The sequence below is a fragment of the Pseudobutyrivibrio sp. genome (assembly GCF_015057185.1).
In the GTDB taxonomy this organism is placed as follows: domain Bacteria; phylum Bacillota; class Clostridia; order Lachnospirales; family Lachnospiraceae; genus Pseudobutyrivibrio.
Genome location: NZ_SVEV01000024.1, coordinates 1 through 22,881, shown reverse-complemented (window position 1 = coordinate 22,881; position 22,881 = coordinate 1). Strand labels below are relative to the sequence as shown.

The following is a 22,881-nucleotide window of genomic DNA, read 5'->3' as shown; positions in this document are numbered from 1 at the left end:
ATACAAGTAGTCTTAGAAAAGGAGATTTAGTGTAATGAGTAGAGTTTTCAATTTTAGTGCAGGACCAGCAGTTTTACCTGAAGAGGTTCTTAAGGAAGCAGCTGAGGAGATGCTTGATTATAGGGGCTGTGGTATGTCAGTTATGGAGATGAGTCATCGTTCCAAGGTATTCGATGATATTATCAAAGAGGCTGAAGCAGATATCAGAACACTTATGAACATCCCTGACAACTATAAGGTACTTTTCCTTCAGGGTGGAGCTAGCCAGCAGTTTGCAGCTATTCCAATGAACCTAATGAAAAACAAAAAGGCAGGTTACATTGTAACAGGTCAGTGGGCTAAAAAGGCATTCCAGGAAGCAAAAATGTACGGTGAGGCAGTAGAGCTAGCATCCTCTGCTGATAAGACTTTTTCTTATATTCCTGATTGCTCTGATCTTCCTATTACAGATGATATGGATTATGTATACATCTGTGAGAACAATACAATTTATGGTACTAAATACAAGACTTTACCAAACACTAAGGGCAAGGATTTGGTAGCAGATGTAAGCTCATGCTTCCTTTCTGAACCAGTTGACGTAAGCAAGTATGGTCTTATCTATGGTGGCGTTCAAAAGAACGTAGGACCAGCAGGTATGGTTATTGTAATTATCCGTGAGGATTTAATCCGCGATGATGTTCTTCCAGGAACTCCTACAATGCTTAAGTACAAGACACAGGCGGATAATGATAGCTTGTACAACACACCACCTTGCTATGATATTTACATTTGTGGAAAGGTATTCAAGTGGCTCCTTAAGAATGGCGGCCTTTCAGCTATGAAGGAGACAAACGAAAAGAAGGCCAAGATTTTATATGATTATCTTGATTCATCAAAGCTTTTCAAGGGTACTGTTAGAAAAGAAGATCGTTCACTTATGAATGTGCCTTTTGTTACAGGAAACGAAGAGCTTGATGCTAAATTTGTAAAGGAAGCAACTGCAGCAGGTTTTGTAAACCTTAAGGGACACAGAACAGTAGGCGGTATGCGTGCATCTATCTACAACGCTATGCCAATCAAGGGCGTAGAAGCGCTGGTAGATTTCATGAAAAAATTCGAAGAAGCCAATTCATAAGCTATTTAGATGAGGCTGTAACTAACAATCTCTTAGGTTTTTGAACGAGACATTTTAGTCGAGAGAAAAAACACTAAGGATTGTGAGTGTAACAGCCGGATTAAAGGAGGCCATATAGAATGTTTACTTATAATTGCTTAAATCCGATTTCTGATAAAGGACTTGTTAACTTCTCCACAGATTACAAAAAAGTTGAGAATATTAGCGATGCTGAGGCATGCTTAGTTCGCTCAGCTGCTATGCATGATATGGAGCTTGGAAATAATCTTAAGTGTATTGCTCGTGCAGGTGCAGGCGTTAATAATATTCCTCTTGATAAGTGTGCTGAGGAAGGAATTGTAGTTTTCAATACACCAGGTGCTAATGCTAATGGTGTAAAGGAGCTTGTTTTTGCTGGAATGCTTTTAGCAAGCCGTGATATTGTAGGTGGAATTAACTGGGTACTTGACAACCAGGGGGATGAAAACATTGGCAAGACTGCTGAAAAGGCTAAGAAAGCCTTTGCCGGTACTGAGATAGCTGGTAAAAAGCTTGGTGTTATTGGCCTTGGCGCTATTGGTGTAAAGGTTGCTAATGATGCAAATCGTATTGGTATGGAAGTACTTGGATATGATCCATATATTTCTGTTAATGCAGCTTGGAATCTTTCTCGTAATGTAAAGCACGTAACAAACGTAGAAGACATCTATAGAGAATGTGATTTCATTACTGTCCATGTACCTCTTGTTGATGCAACTAAGGGCATGATTAATAAAGAAGCAGTTCAGATGATGAAGAAGGGCGTTGTTATTCTTAACTTTGCTCGTGACCTTCTTGTTGATGAAGAAGCTGTACTTAATGCTATAGAGGCAGGCAAAGTACGTAAATACGTTACAGATTTTGCTAATCCAACAACTGCAGGAAAGCCAGGGGTAATCTGTACACCACACCTTGGTGCATCTACAGAAGAAGCTGAGGATAACTGCGCAGTTATGGCTGTTAAAGAGGTAATGGATTACATGGAGAATGGTAATATTTGCCACTCTGTAAATTATCCTGATTGTGATATGGGAATTTGCACAGCTGCATCTCGCGTAGCTATTCTTCACAAGAATAAAACAGGTCTTATTGCTTCATTTACAACAATTCTTGGCAACGAGAATGTAAACGTTGAAGATATGACTAACAAGAGCCGTGGGGACTATGCTTATACACTTCTTGATCTTGGCACAAAGCCAGCGCAGAGTGTAATTGAGGAAATTGAGAAGGTTGATGGTGTTATTAAAGTGAGGGTGGTTAAATAATGGCGCATGTAATACCTTTTAAAGGAATACGTCCATCAAAGGAAGAGGCTGCTGTAATAGCAGCCCTTCCTTATGATGTTTATAGCAGAACAGAGGCTTATGAAAAAGTAAAGGAGCAACCAAGGTCGTTTTTAGCAATAGATAGACCAGAAACTCAATTTGCTCCTGATGTAGATATGTATTCGTCTGCTGTTTATAACAAGGCGGCAGAAATGCTAAATCAGTGGATAGCAGAAGGAAGATTTATACAGGATAATGAAGCATTTTACTACCTCTATGAGTTGACTATGGATGGACGCTCCCAAACAGGTATTGTGGCATGTGCGTCTATAGATGACTATGTTAATTCAGTAATCAAAAAGCATGAGAATACAAGGGCTGATAAAGAGCAGGATAGAATCAATCATGTGGATACATGTAGTGCACAAACAGGACCAATTTTTTTGGCATATCGACATGATGAATCTATTTCTAGTGTGGTTTCAAAAATGAAGACTAGAAAACCTGTATATGATTTTGTGGCAGAAGATGGGATCGGTCATCGCTGCTGGGTTATTGATGATATGATGTCTAAGGCGATTATTAAATCTGCATTTGATAAAATGGACAGCATTTATATTGCAGATGGACACCATAGAGCTGCAAGTGCAGTAAAGGTAGGACTTAAAAGAAGGGAAGAGAATCCTGGCTACACAGGAAAGGAAGAGTTCAATTATTTTCTTTCTGTTTTGTTCCCCGATGACGAGCTAAAAATCTATGACTATAATCGTGTGGTCAAGGATTTGAATGGAATGGCACCGGAGGAATTGCTAGAGGAATTAGATACTATTGTCGATATTATTAAGACTTCAGATTCTCCGATTAGACCTGAAACCAAAGGTCAATGGAGTATGCTCTTAGAAGGAACATGGTATCTTTGCCAGGTTAAAGAGGAGCATATGGTTGATGACCCTGTGGAAGGACTAGATGTATCATTGCTTCAGAATCTTGTGCTTGAGCCTCTTCTTGGAATAGAAGACCCAAAAACTAGTGATAGAATCGATTTCGTTGGTGGAATCAGGGGCTTAGAGGAGCTTGAACGGCGCTGTAAGCTGGATTGCAAGATTGCGTTTGCAATGTATCCTACAAGCATTTCGGAGCTTTTTGCTGTAGCTGATGCAGGGCTTCTCATGCCACCAAAATCTACATGGTTTGAACCTAAGCTTAGAAGTGGTTTGTTTATTCATAGGATTTGATAATAATTATTAGGACGGCTTGCCGTCCTTTTTTATTGGTAAAAAGGAGATTTCATATGCCACTAACAAGATGTTTTTTTATTACCACTGTGCTATAATATTACGGATTGTAATGACGGGAGGATAAGACATGCTTTTGTTAGCAACAGAGGGCGAATTGGCTTCGCCAGAGACAATTGTAGAGGATGTTAAAACAGGTATGCTACAGCAACAAATTGAGAAAGTTATACCAAAGCTTTGGAGTTTTGCTTGGTGTGTTGTTTTAGCACTCGTAGTTTTTTTCATAGGAACTAAGGTTATCAAGGGCATTATCAAGCTTTTCCATAAAGCCATGGAAAGGCATAGTTTTGACACTGGAGTTGAGACCTTCTTAGAGTCTGTTCTTAGATGGATTTGCTATATTATTTTGCTTAGTATCATCTTGGGACTCTTCGGTATTACTACCACATCTATTTCTGCAGCTGTTGCAGGTCTTGGTGTTACAATTGGTCTTGCATTGCAAGGCGCTCTTTCAAATTTCGCCGGAGGCGTGCTAATTCTTTTGATGCATCCATTTAGAGTCGGAGACTATATTATTGAGCATTCTACTAACAGAGAGGGTACAGTCGAGAGAATTAACATCATTTACACTACTCTCAAAATGATAGATGGACGTTTGGTTCAGATACCAAATGGAACTATATCTGCAACCTCTATTACAAACTGTACTTCTGTTACCAGAAGAATGTTTAATGAGACTGTTGGCATTAGCTATGATTCTGATATAAAAAAGGCAAAAGAGATTATGCTTAGTATTGCAGAGCAACAGGATCATCGTATTACCGATGAACCAATAAAAGTGTTCGTTTCTGAATTGGGAGATAGTGCAGTTCAAATCGGGCTTAGATTTTGGATAGAGACAGAATATTATTGGGATACAAAATGGGACGTCTTAGAGGAAATAAAAGATAAATTTGATAAGGCAGGTATTAATATCTGCTTCAACCAGTTAGACGTTCACATAAAGGAGAAAGATTTTGAATAAGGCATACGAATTATTAAAAGAAGAAAAGCTAGAGGGGATTGATTCATTAGGCTTTATCTTCGAACACAAGAAAACAAAAGCTAGAATTTGTTTCATTTCAAACGACGACGATAACAAAGTATTTTATATAGGATTTAGAACACCACCTAAGGATTCTACAGGTGTTGCTCATATCGTAGAGCATACAGTTCTTTGCGGCTCTGATAAATATCCAGTAAAGGACCCATTCGTAGAATTGGTAAAGGGTAGTCTTAATACATTCTTAAATGCAATGACTTATCCTGACAAAACAGTTTACCCTATTGCCAGCACAAATGATGCTGACTACATGAATCTTATAGATGTTTATATGGATGCAGTTTTCCATCCAAATATTTACAAATATAGAGAGATTTTCGAGCAGGAGGGCTGGCATTATGAGATGGAGACTCCTGAAAGCGATTTGACTATTAATGGTGTGGTTTATAACGAAATGAAGGGTGCATATTCTTCACCAGATGATGTGCTTGCCCGTCAGATATTAAATTCGTTATTCCCTGACACTACATATTCAATTGAGTCAGGTGGTGACCCAAAGGTTATTCCAACTCTTACTTATGAGGATTTCCTTGCTTTCCACAGCAAATATTATCACCCTAGCAATTCATATATCTATGTTTATGGTGATGTGGATATCGATGAATTATTGGAGTATTTGGATAAAAAATATCTTCGCCACTATGATTACCTTGAGGTTGATTCTGAGATTCAGATGCAAAAGCCATTTGATAAGCCAGTAGTCAAAACTATAGACTATTCAATCTCGGCAGATCAAGACACTAAGAACAATGCGTATTTGTCATATAACGTATGTATAGGTGATGTTCTTGATCCAAATATGTATAGGGCTTTTGATATTCTTAATTATGCATTGGTTTCAGCTCCAGGCGCACCTTTATATAAGGCTTTGATTGATGCAGATATTGCTGAGGACGTAGAGTGCTCCTTGGAATCATCGCAGAGACAAATGTATTTCTCTGTTGTGGCACGCGGTGCTAACGAAGAAGATAGAGATAAATTTGTCGAGATTATTGAGAATACTCTTAGAGATGTAATTAAAAATAGTATTGACCACAAAACATTATTCGCAGCAATTAATGGTGAACAGTTTAGAGCCAGAGAGTTAGATTTTGGTAGTGCACCAAAGGGATTGATTATTGGTTTACAGCTTCTTGACAGCTGGTTATATGATAAGAATAGACCATTCCTTCACCTTCATGCAGTAGAGGTATTGAATAAAATTAAATCTAGAGTTGAGAATGGGTTATTTGATTATATTGCCGATGTTTATTTGCTTTCAAACAATCACAAATCAATTGTTACCCTAAGACCAGTTAAGGGACTTACTAGTGTAGATGACAACGAACTGAAAAACAAGCTAGCTGCCAAAAAAGCACAGATGACAGCTGAAGAGATTCAGGAAATTGTTGAGCATACAGCATACCTTAAAGAATATCAACAGACACCTAGCTCTAAAAATGATTTGGCTAAAATCCCAATGCTAAGTCGTTTTGATTTGACTAGGAAAGCACGCCCAATAGATTTAGCAGTTCATGATGTGGATGGTGTGACTATTCTTCATCACAAGGTTAGAACAAACGGAATTCACTATTTCAACATGGTGTTTGATATCAGTGATGTGACACTTACTGACATTCCATACGTTTCGTTATTGGAAAGATTCTTAGGATTATTTAACACTAAGAATTATACATACACTGATTATACAAATGAGATGTACTTGCATACTGGTGGTATCACTACAAACACAGCGGTACACGAGGTATTCAATACACATGACCAGTACAAAATTACTTTTGAGGTTCGTTCAAAGTTCATCTATGATGAGGCTGATGCTGCCAGAGATTTGGCACTTGAAATGATTCTGAATACAGATTTCTCAGATGAAAAGAGACTTAAAGAGCTTATTACTGCCGAGAAATCCCACATGGAAGTTACGCTTAATTCTAGAGGCAATGTGGTAGCTGCTACAAGAGCGCGAGCAGGATTTTCTAAAAAAGCAAAGCTTGCAGACCTTGCAAATGGCGTTGAGTTCTATCGATTCTTAGTTGATTTAGAGGAGAATTTTGAAGCTAAGAAAGCAGATATTATATCTAGATTGAATAAACTGGTGCAGATTATTTTCTCGGTGGATAGATTTATAATTTCATCTACTGGAAAGGTAGAGGTACTTACTCAAGCTAAGAGATTAGCTGATGACATTAGACCTAGACTAAATCAACAGCATATGGATTTTGATTCTGATGACACCGAGTTTGAAATTCATCCAGTGAAGGAAGCTCTTAAAGATGCATCTCAAATTCAGTATGTTGCAATGGCTGGAGATTTTGTTAAAGCAGGATTTAAATACAATGGAGCGTTCAGACTTTTAAATACAATCTTAGGCTATGATTACTTATGGATTAAGGTTAGAGTTCAGGGTGGAGCTTATGGATGTAGCATGAATTCTGGACGTCAAGGAGATTTGGTTCTCGTTTCATATCGTGATCCTAATTTATCGGAGACACTTAATGTATATGAAAAGACAGGAGAATATCTTAGAAACTTCGAGGCTGATGAGCGCGATATGACTAAATATATTATCGGAACAATCAGCGGAATGGATACACCATTGACTCCTTCTCAGAGAGGACTTAGAGGTCTTAGCTTTTACATGTCAGGCATCACATATGAGGATATACAAAAGACTCGTGATGAGGTTCTTGATGCCACTGTTGAAGATATCCAAGCATTGGCAGAGCCAGTTGAGGCAGCTCTTGATCAGAGATACATTTGTGTTATAGGAAATGAGGACACTATAGAGGCAAACAAGTCGTTGTTTACAAATATAGAGTCATTATATTAGTTAGATGAGGCTTGTTAATGTAACAAGCGGAGTAAAATAGTTATAATTTTTATGAGGCTGTAGGAAACAAGCTCTTAGATTTCTCAATCGAGACATTTTTAGTCGAGATGAGAAATACTAAGGTTTGTTTCCGTGACAGCCTAAGTAGAGGAATTTATTATGAGTGAAGCTTTTAAATCAGGTTTTGTAACTATAGTTGGAAGACCAAACGTTGGCAAAAGTACATTGATGAATCACATCATTGGGCAGAAAATTGCAATTACTAGCAATAAGCCACAGACAACTAGAAACAGAATACAGACTGTATACACTGACGAGAATGTGGGGCAGATTGTATTCCTTGATACACCTGGTATGCACCAAGCTAAAAACAAGCTTGGAGAATATATGATGACAGCTGCAAAGAGCACAATCAATGATGTTGATTTGATTCTTTGGCTTATTGAACCTGACACAAAGGTTGGTGCAGGTGACAAGAAAATTGCAGAGCTGTTATCAACAGCAGAAGCACCAGTAATCTTAGTTATCAACAAAATCGACATGGCCGATGGCGCAAAAGTTGGAGAGACAATTCAGGCATTCAAAGACTTGTGCGATTTTATAGAGGTGGTTCCTGTTTCTGCTCTTCATGGTGAGGGCTGTGATGACTTACTTTCTACCATATTTAAGCATCTTCCAGAGGGGCCTGCCTTCTATGATGAGGAGACGGTTACAAATCAGACCTTGAGAGAGATTGCTGCTGAAATAATCAGAGAAAAATCTCTTCACGCTTTAAATGATGAGGTACCACATGGTATTGCAATAGTGATTGATTCCATGAAGGAACGTCCAGGCAAAAAGGCCCTTTGGGACATTGAGGCTACTATCGTTTGTGAAAAGACTTCTCACAAGGGAATAATCATTGGAAAGGGCGGTGCAATGATTAAGAAAATCGGCACAAACGCTCGTTATGAAATAGAGAAGCTTTTAGATGCCAAGGTTAATCTTAAGCTTTTTGTTAAGGTTAAAAAGGATTGGCGTGAATCTGACTATGAGTTGAAAAACTTTGGATACAAAAAAGAGGACATTTAATAGATGGGACTTGTGACCATTACGGGAATTGTTTTATCTAGCTCAGATGTAGGTGAGTTTGATAAGAGGCTTGTTATTCTTACTAGAGAAGCTGGTAGGGTTACAGCCTTTGCAAAAGGCGCCAGACGTCCTAATAATTCACTTGTTGCTGCATGCTCGCCATTTTGCTTTGGTACTTTTGAGGCTTTCGAAGGAAAAAATTCCTATCATCTCAGTAGGGCTAATATTTCAAATTATTTTAGAGACCTTGCAACGGATTACGATAAGGTTTGTTTGGGCTCCTATTTTCTTGAGGTTGCAGATTTTAGAGCTGTCGAAGGTGTTGATGAGACACCTAGATTAGCGCTTCTGTACCAAAGTCTTAAGGCGCTTGAGTCTGGGAAATTTACTAATAGATTGTTGAGAAATATTTACGACTTGAAAACTTGGGTTATTGATGGTGAATATCCTAATGTATTTCAATGCATGAAGTGCAAAACTACTGAAAATCTCAAATTGTTTTCTATCAAACATCATGGGATGATATGTAGCTCCTGTGGCGAATTAGAATCTGGGGTGGAGATAAGCAATTCTACTTTATATACTATGCAATTCATAGTTTCCTCGAAGATAGAAAAGTTGTATACTTTTGTGTTGAATGAGGAAACTGAAGAAGAATTGACTAGAATTTTGGCGAGTTATAGATTAAACTATATGTCGCATAAGTATAAGAGTGAGGAATTTTTATGACAGACATTAAATCTGGAAGTCGTTCTACAGGCATGAGGAGCCGAAATGCCGGTAGCAGACCTGCTCAGAACAGGACCACTCAGGGGAGGGCTTCTAGAGAATTGCAGGAGGCTCGTAGAAGAAAAAGACAGAGACAGGTTATGCGAAATCGTATTATATTCGGTGCAGGCTGTGCTCTATTATTAGCATTAATTATATTTTTGATCACAAAGCTGGTTGGCTTCTTTGCTGGAGCTGGCAGCGTAGCGGATACATCTACCATTACCTTTAAAGAGAATGGTGGAGTAGTATTTGAGGAAATAGTGGATTTTGACACAGATGTATATGACAAATCTTCATTAGAAGATTTTGTAGAAGAAAATGTTGCTAGCTTCAATGATGCTTATGGCAGTGAAGCTGTTTCAGTTGAGAAAATATCTGTTTCAGATAATAAAAGCTATGTAAGAACTTCATATGTAGATGCAGATGCATATAGCTCAGCTACATCATATCAGACATATAATGATACATATGAAAATGCAATAGCAGCTGGTTATACCTTCAACAATACTTTTGCCGCAGTCAATGACGCCACAAAGGGCGAGGGGCAGAATGTAGATGCAGATACAGCATTTGCAGGCAAAAGAGTTGCTGTAGTTAGTGAGAATGTAGTAGTTGTAGTGCCAGGCACAATCGACTATGTTTCGGACTCAGATACAGAAGTTATTGCAGATAATACTATTAAGATTTCTCCGGCTGATGGAAATGAAGATTCCACAGAGTTGGTATATATCATTTACAGCGTAGAATAAATATAAGAGAGGAAATAATTAAAATGGAAAAATCAATGGACAAAATTATTGCTCTTGCTAAAGCGAGAGGCTTTGTTTACGCAGGTTCAGAAATTTACGGCGGTCTTGCTAACACTTGGGATTATGGTAACCTCGGTGTAGAACTCAAGAACAACGTAAAAAAAGCTTGGTGGCAGAAATTCGTCCAGGAGAACAAATACAACGTTGGTGTTGATTGTGCTATCCTTATGAATCCACAGACATGGATTGCATCTGGACATCTTGGTTCATTCTCAGATCCTCTTATGGATTGTAAAGAGTGTCACGAGAGATTCAGAGCTGACAAAATTATTGAAGATTTTGCAGCTGAGAATAACATTGAGCTCAAATCTTCAGTAGATGGATGGAGCAAGGATGAGATGAAGGAATTCATCGAAAGCAACAATGTTCCATGTCCTACATGTGGCAAGCACAACTTCACAGACATTCGTGAATTTAACCTTATGTTTAAAACATTCCAGGGTGTTACTGAGGATGCTAAAAATACAGTTTACCTTCGTCCAGAGACAGCGCAGGGTATTTTTGTAAACTTCAAAAATGTTCAGCGTACATCTCGTAAGAAGGTTCCATTCGGTATTGGCCAGATTGGTAAGTCATTCCGTAATGAGATTACACCAGGTAACTTCACATTCCGTACACGTGAGTTTGAGCAGATGGAGCTTGAATTCTTCTGCAAGCCAGGTACACAGGATGAGTGGTTCCAGTACTGGAGAGGCTTCTGTCGTGATTGGTTACTTTCACTTGGTATTAAGGAGGATGAGATGCGTCTTCGTGACCACGATCCAGAGGAGCTTTCATTCTACTCAACTGGTACAACTGATATCGAGTTCTTATTCCCATTTGGTTGGGGCGAGCTTTGGGGTATCGCTAGTCGTACAGATTATGACCTTACACAGCACCAGAATGTTTCAGGTCAGGATCTTACATACTTTGATGATGAGCTCAATGAAAAATATCTTCCATATGTAATCGAGCCATCACTTGGTGCTGACAGAGTTGTTCTTGCATTCCTCTGTGCAGCTTATGATGAGGAAGAAATCGGTGACGAGGAGAGAAGCGACGTACGTACAGTTCTTCATTTCCATCCAGCACTTGCACCAGTTAAGATTGGTGTCCTTCCACTTTCTAAGAAGCTTAACGAGGGTGCGGAGAAGATTTTCGAAGAGCTTTCTAAGAAGTACAACTGTGAATTCGATGATAGAGGAAACATCGGAAAGAGATATCGTAGACAGGATGAAATTGGTACACCATTCTGTATCACATACGATTTTGAGTCTGAAACAGACCATATGGTAACAGTTCGCCACCGTGATTCCATGGAACAGGAGCGAATTGCTATCGCAGACTTAGACGCATATTTCGCTGACAAGTTTACATTCTAAATGGGAGGAGATGTGCTATGGAAAAAGTGAATGTTGAGGGAGCAGATTACAAAGAGTTAGAAATTTCTAATGCAGAAAAGCCTGAAGAACCGGCTCCACAGACACTAGATAATGGTGAAGATTTATTAATAGCGCAGATAGATGCGTTTAGAGATAAGGCTACACAGCTTCAGCAGCTTATTGCAGCAAAAGAGCAAAAGGCTGCAGAGCTTGAAGCTTTAGTTAAAGAAAAAGAAGCAATAAATGTTAAGCTTCAGGATGAACTTAGCAAAAAACAAGAGGAAGCCGACAGCCTCGTAGCAGATGTTGAGACTCAAGTAGATAGAATGATGCAGGTTGTTAAAACCAATATGGATCAACTTGAGATTGACATAAAGGGTCAGGTGAGCGATAATCAAGAGTCTTATGAAGAGCACAATAGAAATCTTCAGGATACGTTGCGTAGTGTTTCTGATGGTTTAGATACAATTCAAAGTGAGTTATCAGAAAAGACTCACTCTGAGTCAGTGCATCTATATCGTTTGATTCAAGATTTGCTTAAAGAACATGACAACAGCGAAGAACAGGCAGTAAAAGCATTGGAACATTACAGCTCTTTAAAGAAATTTTCAGTAGTTATTATTATATTACTTTTACTCACAATGGGTGTTTCAATTGCTTCGTTTATTATATCACTTGGCATTTTTTAACCCTTGAGTGAAGGTTAGATTATGGAGGGCTTATGCCAAATAATGTTTTTGTTATCGGACACAAGAATCCAGATACCGATAGTATTTGCGCAGCTATAGCATACGCGCATTTAAAAAACACAATCACAGAAAGTGATACATATATTGCAAAAAAGGCGGGTTCACTTAATGAAGAGACTCGTTATGTATTGCAGAGATTCAATATTCCTGAGCCAGAGACAGTTTCTGATGTTGGCGCACAGCTAATGGATATTGAATACAGACGACTTGAGGGCGTAGATGGACATATTTCTCTTAAAAAAGCATGGGAAATTATGCTTAATAGAGACGTTGTTACACTTCCAGTTATTGCCAAGACTGGAAAGCTCGAAGGCGTAATTGTAAATGGTGATATTGCATATTCATATATGGATGTTTATGACAATAATATTTTGTCTAGAGCACGTACACAGTATAGCAATATTATTTCTACCTTAAATGGTAATTTAGTTACAGGAAACTCTCACGCATATTTTGTTAAGGGCGCAGTAGTTATTGCATCCAACAACAGAGAGGATCTTAAAGAAGATATCAATCGTGATGATTTAGCTATTGTTGGTAATATTACAGAGCGTCAGCTTATTTGTATCGAAGCTGGATGTAGTTGCCTTGTTGTTTGTGGTGCTAGTTCAGTAGATGATAGTGTAGTAGCTGCTGCTGAGGAGCATCAGTGTGTATTGATTACTACAGAATACGATACATTTACAGTTGCTAGACTTATTCATCAGTCTATGCCAATTCGTCAGTTTATGAAGACTGACGACATAATCAGCTTCGAACTTGATGATTATGTTGATGATGTTAGAGATATTATGAAAACTGTTAGACATCGAGATTTCCCAATCCTCGATGAAAATAGACATTATGTAGGCATGGTTTCTCGTCGTTTGCTTTTAAATATGCAAAAGAAGAGAGTTATCTTAGTTGATCATAATGAGAAATCTCAGGCTGTTGATGGTATTGAACAGGCAGAGGTTCTTGAGATTATTGATCACCATAGATTAGGTTCACTGGAGACTGTTTCACCTATTTTATTTAGAAATCAGCCTTTAGGTTCTACAGCTACTATAGTGTCTCTTATGTATGATGAGAGAAATATTGATATTCCAAAGGATATCGCTGGAATTCTTTGTTCAGCTATTCTTTCAGATACATTAATGTTTAGATCTCCTACATGTACACCAGTGGATGAGAGACAGGCAAGAAAACTTGCTGATATTGCTGGAGTTGATGTTAAGGAATTGGCTACTTCTATGTTTGAGGCAGGCAGTGACTTTAAGGACCGTACAGCAGATCAGATTTTCCACCAGGATTACAAGATTTTTACAAGTGGAGATATCAAATTTGGTGTGGCTCAGGTAAGCTCAATTTCAAAGAGCCAGCTAAATTCAATCAAAAAAGATTTACAAGAATACATGAATACTGTGCTTAACAATGATTCAGAGCTCAATGCTATCTTTGTTATGCTTACAGATATTCTTGAAGAATCAACAGAGCTTCTATTCGTTGGCGGGGAGGCCGATAAAATAATTGCCGATGCATTTAGAATGCCTGTTGCTGCAGAGAGCTATCTATTAAAGGGAGTTGTATCTCGAAAGAAGCAGCTTATTCCAGCTATTATGGAGTCTTTGCAGGAATAGCATATATTAAATTACACGAGGCAGAATTTGTTATGATTCTAAATGGCTTTAACATAGCGGCAGAAGAAGTTATGTTTTTAATAGCGATTTCAATTTTGTACTTAACAGTGGTCAGCCGTCCTAGGCAGACCGCTGTGTTTTCTGTCGTCTTTTATGGTCAGATCATATCTGTTGTTAATATTCTTTTGCATGTAGGTTGTATTTATTTTATAAATATTTCTACATCAATTCAGGGTGTTATCTTTAGGATTATAGTGATGTTCTACTATGTCACTTATCTTGGTATACTCACACATTTGTTTTCATACATACATCTTTTGAGCTTGAAGCAAAGAGAAAATATGGATATTTTAAATATCACTAATATTATATTTGCTTCAGTTTATGCGGTTGTCGTTGGAGCTGTTTACTTATCAGACAGCTATGTTGAAATAGTAGATGCTGAATATAGATTCACTTCTCTTTTTAATGTGAATATCTATATGGCGTTAATAGAGATTGCTTTGGTTACCTCATCAATTATCATAAATAGAAGAGGTATACCTAAAATTTTTATGAAATATATTGGCTTGTTTGTGCCGCTTGAGATAGTTCTTTTGATTGTTCAGGTATTTAATCCTAGATATGTATTTTTGAGCGTCACATATGTACTGCCATTTATTCTTTGCTATATTATTTTTCACAGTATTCTATTTGACGAGGTTACTGGTTGCCAAAATAAAATGGCTTTTCAATCTCACTTCCAGACTCTTAGAAATAAAAATAAGAGCTTTAAGGTGATTTGTATTAAATTTCCAAGGCTTGAAATTGTAGACAATATCGAGCTGATGGATATTGTGAAAAGACGTTTGTCCACGGAAATTAGAAGCATGGAGGAGCGCAATAATAAATCCTATGCTTATCAGATAAATGATTATACCATTGCTATTATATTGGAACATAAATCAGATGCTCTTAATCGTCAGACTACAACTTTTTTAAAGCGAAGACTTGATGAAGCGATGATGAATTGGGAATTCTCCAACAGACCTGAGTACAATATGATAGTTATTGATGATGCTGATTCAATAAAAAATGTTGACGCACTTGATACATACATAGGCTTTTTGTTTGAACATGAGACCTTAAAGAAGTCTAATTGTTATGAGGCGACAGCGCAGGATTACGCCCGTTACAAGGATAGACGACATATTGAAAAATGTATTGTCGACATCAGAAATCAGGATGATTTGAATGATCCAAGAGTAATAGTTTTTGTTCAACCTATTTACGATGTGGCTAATAATGACTACAGAAATGCAGAAGCTCTAATGAGGCTAGATGTTGATGGCACGATTGTTCAACCGGATGTATTTATTCCTCTAGCAGAGAAGGTTGGCTGCGTTCACACTCTTACAAGGATTATTCTTAATAAGGTATGCAAAAAGATATATGAGATACAAGACTATTACAATTTTGAAGCAGTATCTGTTAATGTATCTCTTTCAGAGTTTATGGATTATGATCTACATGACGAATTAATCGAAATAATACAAATGAATGGTATTTCATGTAACAAAATCAGATTGGAAATGACTGAGACAATGACCAATGATGAAATTGAGGCTATTGCTCATAATATGCAAGAGTTTAATGCTGCAGGAATTCATTTTTACCTAGATGATTTTGGCACAGGATATTCAAATCTTGAAAGAATTGTCAGCTTGCCATTCAAAACAATAAAATTCGACAAGACTTTGCTTTACAAGTCTGAGGATGATCCGATTCTTATGCAGCTTATCAAAAACATGGTAGAAGTATTTAAAAATCATGGCATGGTTGTGTTAGTTGAGGGAGTTGAAAATCAAAAACAGGAAGAATTGTCAATTAAACTTGGGTTTGAATATATTCAAGGCTACAGATTTGCAAAGCCAATTCCAGTTGGTAATGTGGAAAGCTACTTTGAAAAGAAGTCTAAAAAGTTTGCTTAAACATTAAGCGTAGACAGAATTAAAATTTGAGTATATAATATTTTATCATCGAAGTTTAGTTCAATAGTCGATTCGACTTTTAATTCCACACTTAATGTTTAATTAGTAATAAGGAGAGTTAGATGAGAGAAAAATATGAGAGTTTAGCGGTTACCGTTTTACGAGACTTGGCAAAGGCTAGGGGAATAAAAGGCGCATCCTCTATGAAAAAGGCTGAGTTAGTAGAAGCTATGCTTGCACAGGACGAAATTGATGCAGCAAATGCTAATACTGAAAAGGCTGAAAAAGCTGAGAATACTGAAAAAACTGAAAAGGCTGAGAGAACTAGAACAGTTCGTAGAACAAAGACCTCAGAGTCAGCGCATGCTACAGCTGAAAAGCAAGAAAGACCTGAAAAGGTTGATAGAGCACATGAAGAAAAGAGAGAAATTCCAACAGATATTCCAACTGATGGCCTAATTCCTGCTAGTGGAATCTTAGAGGTAATGGGCGATGGATTTGGTTTTATTCGTTGCGATAACTATATGCCAGGTACTGAGGATGTTTATGTTTCTCAGTCACAAATTAAGAAATTTAACCTTAAAACCGGCGATATAATTGTTGGTAAAAAGCGTTTTAATAACCCAACTGACAAGTTTGCAGCACTTATGATAATTGACACTATCAACAATTATTCTCCAGAAGCTGCAACTAAGCGTCCTAATTTTGAGGACCTTACACCTATTTTCCCAAATGAACGAATCAGACTTGAACGTCAGCGTAGTTCAGTTGCTATGAGAATTGTTGATTTGGTTAGCCCAATTGGAAAGGGACAGCGTGGTATGATCGTTTCTCAGCCAAAGGCTGGTAAAACAACACTTCTTAAGGAAGTTGCCACATCTGTTAATTATTCCCATCCAGATATGCATCTTATCATTCTGCTTATCGATGAACGTCCTGAGGAAGTTACAGATATGAAGGACACTATGAGAAACAGCAAGAATGTTGAGGTTATATATTCTACATTTGATGAGAGCCCAGAACATCATAAGCGTGTTTCTGAGATGGTTATTGAAAGAGCAAAGAGACTTGTTGAGCATGGACAGGATGTTATGATTCTTCTTGATTCCATTACAAGACTTGCTCGTGCATACAACCTTACAGTTCAACCATCTGGACGTACACTTTCTGGTGGTCTTGATCCAGCAGCATTGCACATGCCAAAGAAATTCTTTGGTGCAGCGAGAAATATGAGAGAGGGTGGCAGTCTTACAATTCTTGCTACAGCTCTTGTTGAAACTGGTTCAAAGATGGACGACGTTGTTTTCGAGGAATTTAAGGGAACAGGTAACATGGAACTTATCCTCGATAGAAAGCTATCTGAAAAGAGAATTTTCCCAGCTGTCGATATTACAGGTTCTGGTACTCGTCGAGAGGATCTACTTCTTTCACAAAAAGAATTAGATGCTATGGAGATTATGAGAAAAGCAATCAACGGTGCACGAAGAGAAGATGCCGTTGAGACTATTTTGAATATGTTCGCTCATACCAAGAGTAATGATGAATATATAGATATGATTATCAGAAAAAGAGTAATTTAGTGGATTGAGAAGGGAGAGCATGATGGCATCAGTAGACGAAACAGCGGTATTCTTACACAAACAGTGGAACGGTAAAATTGAAACCGTTTCAAAGGCACCAGTCAAAAATAGAGAGGACTTATCCATTGCATATACACCAGGTGTTGCAGCACCATGTCGTATAATTGCTGAAAACAGTGAAGAAGCATATAACTACACTATTAAATCAAATACAGTAGCAGTAGTTTCAGATGGTTCAGCAGTTCTGGGACTTGGAAATATTGGCCCTTTGGCAGCAATGCCTGTTATGGAAGGTAAATGCGTTTTATTTAAAGAGTTTGGTGGTGTCAATGCATTCCCTATCGTTTTAGATACTCAGGATCCAGATGAAATAGTGGCAGCAGTAAAAGCTATCGCTCCTACATTTGGAGGAATTAATCTTGAAGATATTTCAGCTCCTCGTTGCTTTGAGATTGAGGAGAGATTGAAAAAGGAATTAGATATTCCTGTATTCCATGACGACCAGCACGGAACAGCTATTGTAGTTCTTGCTGGAATTATCAATGCTTTAAAGGTTGTTGGCAAAGAAAAAGAAAATTGTAAAGTTGTTGTTAATGGCGCTGGTTCTGCAGGCGTTGCTATCACAAAGTTACTTCTTACTTACGGATTCAAGAATGTTACAATGTGTGATCGTGAAGGCATAATTGGTCCAGAGTACCCTAACCTTAACTGGATGCAGAAGGAAATGACAAAGGTAACAAATCTTTCTCATGAAAAGGGTACACTTGCTGACGCTTTAGTTGGGGCAGACATATTTGTTGGTGTTTCTGCACCAGGTATTGTTTCAAAGGAAATGGTTGCATCAATGGCAAAGGATTCAATTCTTTTCGCTATGGCAAATCCTACACCAGAGATTATGCCAGATGAGGCAAAAGCTGCTGGCGCTCGTGTTGTTGGTACAGGCCGTTCTGATTTTCCTAATCAGGTAAACAATGTAGTTGCATTCCCAGGCATCTTTAGAGGAGCACTTGAGGCTAGAGCAACTGCAATCACAGAAGAAATGAAGCTTGCTGCAGCAAAAGCTATTGCTGGACTTGTTTCTGATGAGCAGCTTTCTGACGAGTTCATTTTGCCAGAAGCTTTTGATCCACGTGTAGCTGTGGCTGTCGCTAATGCTATTAGAGCGTTAGTTTAATTAAAATTTACAGATACTCAGGTTAACTATATTATTCAGCGGCACGCTCTCGCTACTCTCAGCTGGCAGCAGTACTAAGCTCAGCGGAGCTTCGCTAAGTGCTGGCCGCTTCGTAGTACCTTTTGAATAACATAGTTAACCTGAGTATCTTTAGGTTGAGAATTATCTACACCTAAAAGCAATATCTATACGTAAAGGAGGGATACCATGGCTGAACCAACCATGATATATAAAATCACAATACTAGAATTACTTAATCGAAGTGGTTTCCCGCTTAGTAATAGTCAAATTACAGATTTCTTTTTGGATGGCGATTTGACTGATTATTTTACAGCCCAACAGGCTATTAGTGATGATGAGGAAGCAGGTCTTATTTCTTCCAAATCTGACCATAATAATACAACCTATTCAATCACTGAAGAGGGCAGAAAAACACTTGAGTTATTCAAAGACAAAATTACAGTTGCTTTATCAAAGGATATTAACAAATATTTAAAGGCTAATTCTATCACAATGAAAGAAGAAAACTCTTATAGAGCTACTTATTTCAAGGCCGATAGAGGCGGTTATGTAGTTCAACTTAGAGTTACTGAAAATGATGTTCCTACACTGGATATCAGTTTCCACGTTGCAACTAAGGAACAGGCAGAGACTCTTTGTAACAACTGGAAGGTTCGTAGTGAGGAAGTGTTTGATTCCATACTTGACATACTAATGAACTGATGATATAGTTATAGAGCTGTTAATCGGGATGAAATGCGAGACCTCGCATTTAAACAGCATTTAATTACAGTTGGAAATTGTAAACATTATTAAATGAGAGGTGAAATTAAATGAGACAGGGTATCCATCCAGATTATTACCAGGCTACAGTTACATGTAACTGCGGTAACACATTTGTTACAGGTTCTACAAAGGAAAGCATCCACGTAGAAATTTGTTCAAAGTGTCATCCATTCTACACAGGCCAGCAGAAAGCTACACAGGCTCGTGGACGTATTGACAAGTTCAATAAGAAGTATGGTATTGACGCAAAGTAGTTTACTTTATGGACATTTAAGGGTTGAGATTTTTCGTCTCAGCCCTTTATTTCGTATAACCGTAAACACGGATGCGAATAATTATTTGGAATTTATATGAGCTGGTAGATATCAAGCTCTAAGTGTTCCTGAAGTGAGCATGTTAGCGAACGGAAGGAATATCTTAGGCTTGAGAGCGTAACCAGCGGATTAGGACAGGAAGTATATGAAGTATTCGGGTATAGGTGGTCAGGCTGTAATGGAAGGTGTTATGATGCGAAACGGCAATAAATATGCCGTGGCAGTCAGAAAGCCTGACAATGATATTGCTGTTGATGTAAAAAACACAAAAGATATAAATAACATATGGCACAAGATTCCTATTATCAGAGGCGTTGTTTCATTCTTTGATTCCCTTGTGATAGGACTCAGCACTCTTATGTACTCAGCTAGTTTTTTTGAAGATGAAGAGGAGTCTGTAGATAAATCTACGTTGACTGATGCTGAGCTTAAGAAACTTGAGCGTAAAGAAAAAGCAGAAATGGGTGGAACATTGGTGGTTTCCTTTGTCCTTGCTCTTGGTATATTTTTTGCATTGCCATATTTTATTTCTTTGGGACTAAACAAATACATTCAATCTCAGACATTAATTGCCCTAATAGAAGGAATCCTTAGAATAGCAATTTTTATTGGCTATATTGTTGCGATTTCTCATATGGAAGATATTAAGCGTACCTTTATGTACCACGGTGCTGAACACAAATGCATCAATTGTGTGGAAGCAGGAAAGGAACTTACAGTAGAAAATGTTCGTTCATCCACTCGTTTTCACAAGAGATGTGGAACTAGCTTTATCTTTATAGTATTTATTATTTCTGTTTTTGTTTTCATGTTTATCACATTTGAAAATGTATGGTTAAAGCTGGTGGCTAGATTATTACTGATTCCAGTTATTGCCGGTATTTCTTATGAATTTATTAGATTGGCAGGACGTTCAGAAAATAAAGTTGTAGATGTTTTTTCAAAACCAGGTCTTTGGTTACAGAAGCTTACAGTTAAGGAGCCTGATGACGAAATGATAGAGGTTGGAATTGCATCTGTAGAAGCAGTTTTTGATTGGAAGGATTTTATTGAAAGTAACAAGGAGTGTTTCTAGATATGACATTTTGTCAAGCCTTGAATAAGGGAATATTTCTATTGGAATCTGAGAATATTGACGATGCAAAGCTAGATGCTTGGTATTTATTATCATACGTCAGCGGTATGTCAAAATCAGATTATTTTCTCAAGCAAAATGAGACAATAGATGAAAATATACTTTATAAATATCAAGATGTTCTATATAGAAGAGCTAAGCATGAGCCATTGCAGCACATTACTGGTGAACAGGATTTTATGGGTATAACATTTTGGGTTAACGAAAATGTACTTATTCCTCGCCAAGATACCGAGACTCTTGTAGAAGAGGCGTTAAAAGTTATCCCTACTGGAAGCCATATTTTGGATTTGTGTACAGGCAGTGGATGTGTTATTATTTCTCTTGTTGTTTTGGGACAGGGACTATCTGGAATTGGTGTAGATATTTCAGAAGAAGCTCTGGCGGTAGCTAGAGAAAACGGCGCTAGATTAGTAGGCCGCAAAGTAGATTTTGTTAAAGGAGATTTATGGCAAGCTGTTAACGGCAAATTTAACGCCATAGTTTCTAATCCACCATATATTCCAACAAAGGTCATTGAGGAGTTAGAGCCAGAGGTAAAAGACCATGAGCCTATGTTGGCGTTAGATGGTACAGAGGATGGATTATTTTTCTATAGGGAAATTACCGCCCATGCAAAAAAGTACCTTAATGATGGCGGCTGGTTGTTAGTAGAGATTGGCTATGATCAGGGGCCTGATGTAGCAAAGCTATTTACAGATGCTGGATTTAAGGATGTTGAAGTAATAAAAGACTTGCCAGGAAATGATCGCGTTGTTAAAGGACATTTATAGCGCCTTTAATTACCGTTTAGATATATTTTTGATACAACATGGAGGTTTTATATGTTTGATAGATTAGAAGACTTAGTTTTAAGATATGAAGAGGTTATGAACCTTCTTTCTGAGCCAGATGTAGCAAATGATAATGCTAGATTTAGAGCTCTTATGAAGGAGCAGTCTGACCTTGCGCCTATTGTTGAGGCATACAAGCAGTATTCAGCTCATAAACAGAATATCCAGGATTCATTAGAGCTTCTTGAATTAGAGTCTGATGAGGAGATGAAGGAGCTTGCTAAGGAAGAAATGAAGGAGTCTCAGGCTGAGGTTGAGAGACTTGAGCAGGAGCTTAAAATATTACTTCTTCCAAAGGACCCTAATGATGACAAGAACGTAATCGTTGAAATCCGTGCAGGTGCAGGTGGAGAAGAGGCAGCTCTTTTCGCAGCAGAAATTTATCGTATGTATGTACACTATGTTGAGTCACGTGGATGGAAGGTTGAGCTTCTTGAAGCAGATGAGACAGGTATTGGTGGAATGAAAAACATCGAGTTCATGGTTAAGGGAACTGGTGCTTACTCAATCCTTAAGTATGAGTCAGGTGTACACCGTGTTCAGCGTGTACCTGAGACAGAGTCACAGGGACGTATCCAGACATCTACATGTTCTGTAGCTGTTATGCCTGAGGCAGAAGAGGTTGACGTTCAAATTGATGAGAAGGATATCCGTATCGACGTTATGCGTGCTTCTGGTAACGGTGGTCAGTGTGTCAACACAACTGATTCAGCTGTACGTCTTACTCACTACCCAACTGGTATTGTTATTTATAGCCAGACAGAAAAGTCACAGCTTCAGAATAAGGAAAAGGCTTTTGCACTCCTTCGTGCAAAGCTCTATGATTTAGAGATGCAGAAGCAGCAGGATGCTGAGGCTGCTGAGCGTCGTTCACAGATTGGTACTGGTGATCGTGCCGAGAAGATTCGTACATACAACTTCCCACAGGGACGTGTTACAGACCACAGAATCAATCTCACACTTTACAAACTTGATAAAATCATGAATGGAGACATTCAGGAAATTCTTGATGCACTTATAGCTGCTGATCAGGCTGCTAAGCTTGCAAAGATGAACGAGAAGTAATATAAAGGAGCTGTTAAAAAACTCCCCTAAAAGGTAAGGATTCAGCCACCATCCTAACGGATGGGCACTGAATCCTTTTT

19 protein-coding genes are annotated in these 22,881 nt (G+C 38.1%); all 19 read left to right on the top strand.

Features of this window, described 5'->3' with window-relative positions; all coding sequences use genetic code 11:
• Positions 1-34: 34 nt before the first annotated feature.
• The 19 genes from serC (at position 35) to prfA (ending at position 22,801) form a co-directional block, all read left to right on the top strand.
• Positions 35-1,117 carry a 3-phosphoserine/phosphohydroxythreonine transaminase gene (gene serC / locus E7276_RS10405; RefSeq protein WP_294217188.1) on the top strand — a complete coding sequence of 361 codons (1,083 nt, stop codon included), beginning with the start codon at positions 35-37 and terminating at the stop codon, positions 1,115-1,117.
• A 119-nt stretch (positions 1,118-1,236) separates the two neighbouring features.
• Positions 1,237-2,400 (top strand): phosphoglycerate dehydrogenase, encoded by a 1,164-nt coding sequence (locus tag E7276_RS10400; RefSeq protein ID WP_294217187.1) that lies wholly within the window; start codon positions 1,237-1,239, stop codon positions 2,398-2,400.
• Entirely contained in the window at positions 2,400-3,635 is a 1,236-nt protein-coding gene (locus E7276_RS10395; protein ID WP_294217184.1) for a DUF1015 domain-containing protein, read from the top strand. Before E7276_RS10400 ends, E7276_RS10395 begins: the two co-directional genes overlap by 1 nt.
• Before the next feature lie 130 nt (positions 3,636-3,765).
• Positions 3,766-4,659, top strand: coding sequence for a mechanosensitive ion channel family protein (locus E7276_RS10390; RefSeq protein WP_294217182.1), 894 nt, complete (start codon positions 3,766-3,768; stop codon positions 4,657-4,659).
• The gene (locus E7276_RS10385) at positions 4,652-7,564 is read left to right on the top strand and encodes an insulinase family protein (RefSeq protein ID WP_294217179.1); all 2,913 of its coding nucleotides are present in this window, start codon (positions 4,652-4,654) and stop codon (positions 7,562-7,564) included. The genes E7276_RS10390 and E7276_RS10385 overlap by 8 nt, the downstream gene beginning before the upstream one ends.
• A 159-nt stretch (positions 7,565-7,723) precedes the next feature.
• Positions 7,724-8,635 (top strand): GTPase Era, encoded by a 912-nt coding sequence (era, locus tag E7276_RS10380; RefSeq protein ID WP_294217177.1) that lies wholly within the window; start codon positions 7,724-7,726, stop codon positions 8,633-8,635.
• 3 nt (positions 8,636-8,638) lie between these two features.
• The gene (recO, locus tag E7276_RS10375) at positions 8,639-9,364 is read left to right on the top strand and encodes a DNA repair protein RecO (protein ID WP_294217174.1); all 726 of its coding nucleotides are present in this window, start codon (positions 8,639-8,641) and stop codon (positions 9,362-9,364) included.
• Positions 9,361-10,155, top strand: coding sequence for a hypothetical protein (locus E7276_RS10370; RefSeq protein WP_294217171.1), 795 nt, complete (start codon positions 9,361-9,363; stop codon positions 10,153-10,155). The genes recO and E7276_RS10370 overlap by 4 nt, the downstream gene beginning before the upstream one ends.
• A 23-nt stretch (positions 10,156-10,178) precedes the next feature.
• Positions 10,179-11,576 (top strand): glycine--tRNA ligase, encoded by a 1,398-nt coding sequence (locus tag E7276_RS10365; RefSeq protein ID WP_294217169.1) that lies wholly within the window; start codon positions 10,179-10,181, stop codon positions 11,574-11,576.
• A gap of 17 nt (positions 11,577-11,593) precedes the next feature.
• On the top strand, positions 11,594-12,265 hold the full coding sequence (locus E7276_RS10360) for a hypothetical protein (RefSeq protein ID WP_294217167.1): 672 nt from the start codon (positions 11,594-11,596) through the stop codon (positions 12,263-12,265).
• 32 nt (positions 12,266-12,297) lie between these two features.
• Positions 12,298-13,944, top strand: a complete 1,647-nt coding sequence (locus tag E7276_RS10355) for a putative manganese-dependent inorganic diphosphatase (protein ID WP_294217164.1) — start codon at positions 12,298-12,300, stop codon at positions 13,942-13,944.
• Positions 13,945-14,285: 341 nt separating this feature from the next.
• Positions 14,286-15,914, top strand: coding sequence for an EAL domain-containing protein (locus E7276_RS10350; RefSeq protein WP_294217160.1), 1,629 nt, complete (start codon positions 14,286-14,288; stop codon positions 15,912-15,914).
• Between the two features lie 122 nt (positions 15,915-16,036).
• A complete protein-coding gene (gene rho / locus E7276_RS10345) occupies positions 16,037-17,494 on the top strand; it encodes a transcription termination factor Rho (protein WP_294217158.1) in 1,458 nt (485 codons plus the stop codon).
• 22 nt (positions 17,495-17,516) lie between these two features.
• Positions 17,517-18,668 (top strand): NAD(P)-dependent malic enzyme, encoded by a 1,152-nt coding sequence (locus E7276_RS10340; protein ID WP_294217282.1) that lies wholly within the window; start codon positions 17,517-17,519, stop codon positions 18,666-18,668.
• Between the two features lie 207 nt (positions 18,669-18,875).
• A complete protein-coding gene (locus E7276_RS10335; RefSeq protein ID WP_294217156.1) occupies positions 18,876-19,391 on the top strand; it encodes a DUF4364 family protein in 516 nt (171 codons plus the stop codon).
• A 110-nt stretch (positions 19,392-19,501) separates the two neighbouring features.
• Positions 19,502-19,708, top strand: coding sequence for a 50S ribosomal protein L31 (gene rpmE, locus E7276_RS10330; RefSeq protein ID WP_015550865.1), 207 nt, complete (start codon positions 19,502-19,504; stop codon positions 19,706-19,708).
• Between the two features lie 205 nt (positions 19,709-19,913).
• On the top strand, positions 19,914-20,843 hold the full coding sequence (locus E7276_RS10325; RefSeq protein WP_294217147.1) for a DUF1385 domain-containing protein: 930 nt from the start codon (positions 19,914-19,916) through the stop codon (positions 20,841-20,843).
• Positions 20,844-20,845: 2 nt separating this feature from the next.
• Positions 20,846-21,676, top strand: a complete 831-nt coding sequence (gene prmC, locus E7276_RS10320; protein WP_294217144.1) for a peptide chain release factor N(5)-glutamine methyltransferase — start codon at positions 20,846-20,848, stop codon at positions 21,674-21,676.
• Between the two features lie 51 nt (positions 21,677-21,727).
• Positions 21,728-22,801, top strand: a complete 1,074-nt coding sequence (gene prfA / locus E7276_RS10315) for a peptide chain release factor 1 (RefSeq protein WP_294217142.1) — start codon at positions 21,728-21,730, stop codon at positions 22,799-22,801.
• Positions 22,802-22,881: the final 80 nt, after the last annotated feature.

Bases quoted from the DNA above. Each gene is read 5' to 3' on its own strand.
- serC (WP_294217188.1), top strand. From the start codon at position 35: ATGAGTAGAGTTTTCAATTTTAGTGCAGGACCAGCAGTTTTACCTGAA.
- E7276_RS10400 (WP_294217187.1), top strand. From the start codon at position 1,237: ATGTTTACTTATAATTGCTTAAATCCGATTTCTGATAAAGGACTTGTT.
- E7276_RS10395 (WP_294217184.1), top strand. From the start codon at position 2,400: ATGGCGCATGTAATACCTTTTAAAGGAATACGTCCATCAAAGGAAGAG.
- E7276_RS10390 (WP_294217182.1), top strand. From the start codon at position 3,766: ATGCTTTTGTTAGCAACAGAGGGCGAATTGGCTTCGCCAGAGACAATT.
- era (WP_294217177.1), top strand. From the start codon at position 7,724: ATGAGTGAAGCTTTTAAATCAGGTTTTGTAACTATAGTTGGAAGACCA.
- recO (WP_294217174.1), top strand. From the start codon at position 8,639: ATGGGACTTGTGACCATTACGGGAATTGTTTTATCTAGCTCAGATGTA.
- E7276_RS10370 (WP_294217171.1), top strand. From the start codon at position 9,361: ATGACAGACATTAAATCTGGAAGTCGTTCTACAGGCATGAGGAGCCGA.
- E7276_RS10365 (WP_294217169.1), top strand. From the start codon at position 10,179: ATGGAAAAATCAATGGACAAAATTATTGCTCTTGCTAAAGCGAGAGGC.
- E7276_RS10360 (WP_294217167.1), top strand. From the start codon at position 11,594: ATGGAAAAAGTGAATGTTGAGGGAGCAGATTACAAAGAGTTAGAAATT.
- E7276_RS10355 (WP_294217164.1), top strand. From the start codon at position 12,298: ATGCCAAATAATGTTTTTGTTATCGGACACAAGAATCCAGATACCGAT.
- E7276_RS10350 (WP_294217160.1), top strand. From the start codon at position 14,286: ATGGATATTTTAAATATCACTAATATTATATTTGCTTCAGTTTATGCG.
- rho (WP_294217158.1), top strand. From the start codon at position 16,037: ATGAGAGAAAAATATGAGAGTTTAGCGGTTACCGTTTTACGAGACTTG.
- E7276_RS10340 (WP_294217282.1), top strand. From the start codon at position 17,517: ATGGCATCAGTAGACGAAACAGCGGTATTCTTACACAAACAGTGGAAC.
- E7276_RS10335 (WP_294217156.1), top strand. From the start codon at position 18,876: ATGGCTGAACCAACCATGATATATAAAATCACAATACTAGAATTACTT.
- rpmE (WP_015550865.1), top strand. From the start codon at position 19,502: ATGAGACAGGGTATCCATCCAGATTATTACCAGGCTACAGTTACATGT.
- E7276_RS10325 (WP_294217147.1), top strand. From the start codon at position 19,914: ATGAAGTATTCGGGTATAGGTGGTCAGGCTGTAATGGAAGGTGTTATG.
- prmC (WP_294217144.1), top strand. From the start codon at position 20,846: ATGACATTTTGTCAAGCCTTGAATAAGGGAATATTTCTATTGGAATCT.
- prfA (WP_294217142.1), top strand. From the start codon at position 21,728: ATGTTTGATAGATTAGAAGACTTAGTTTTAAGATATGAAGAGGTTATG.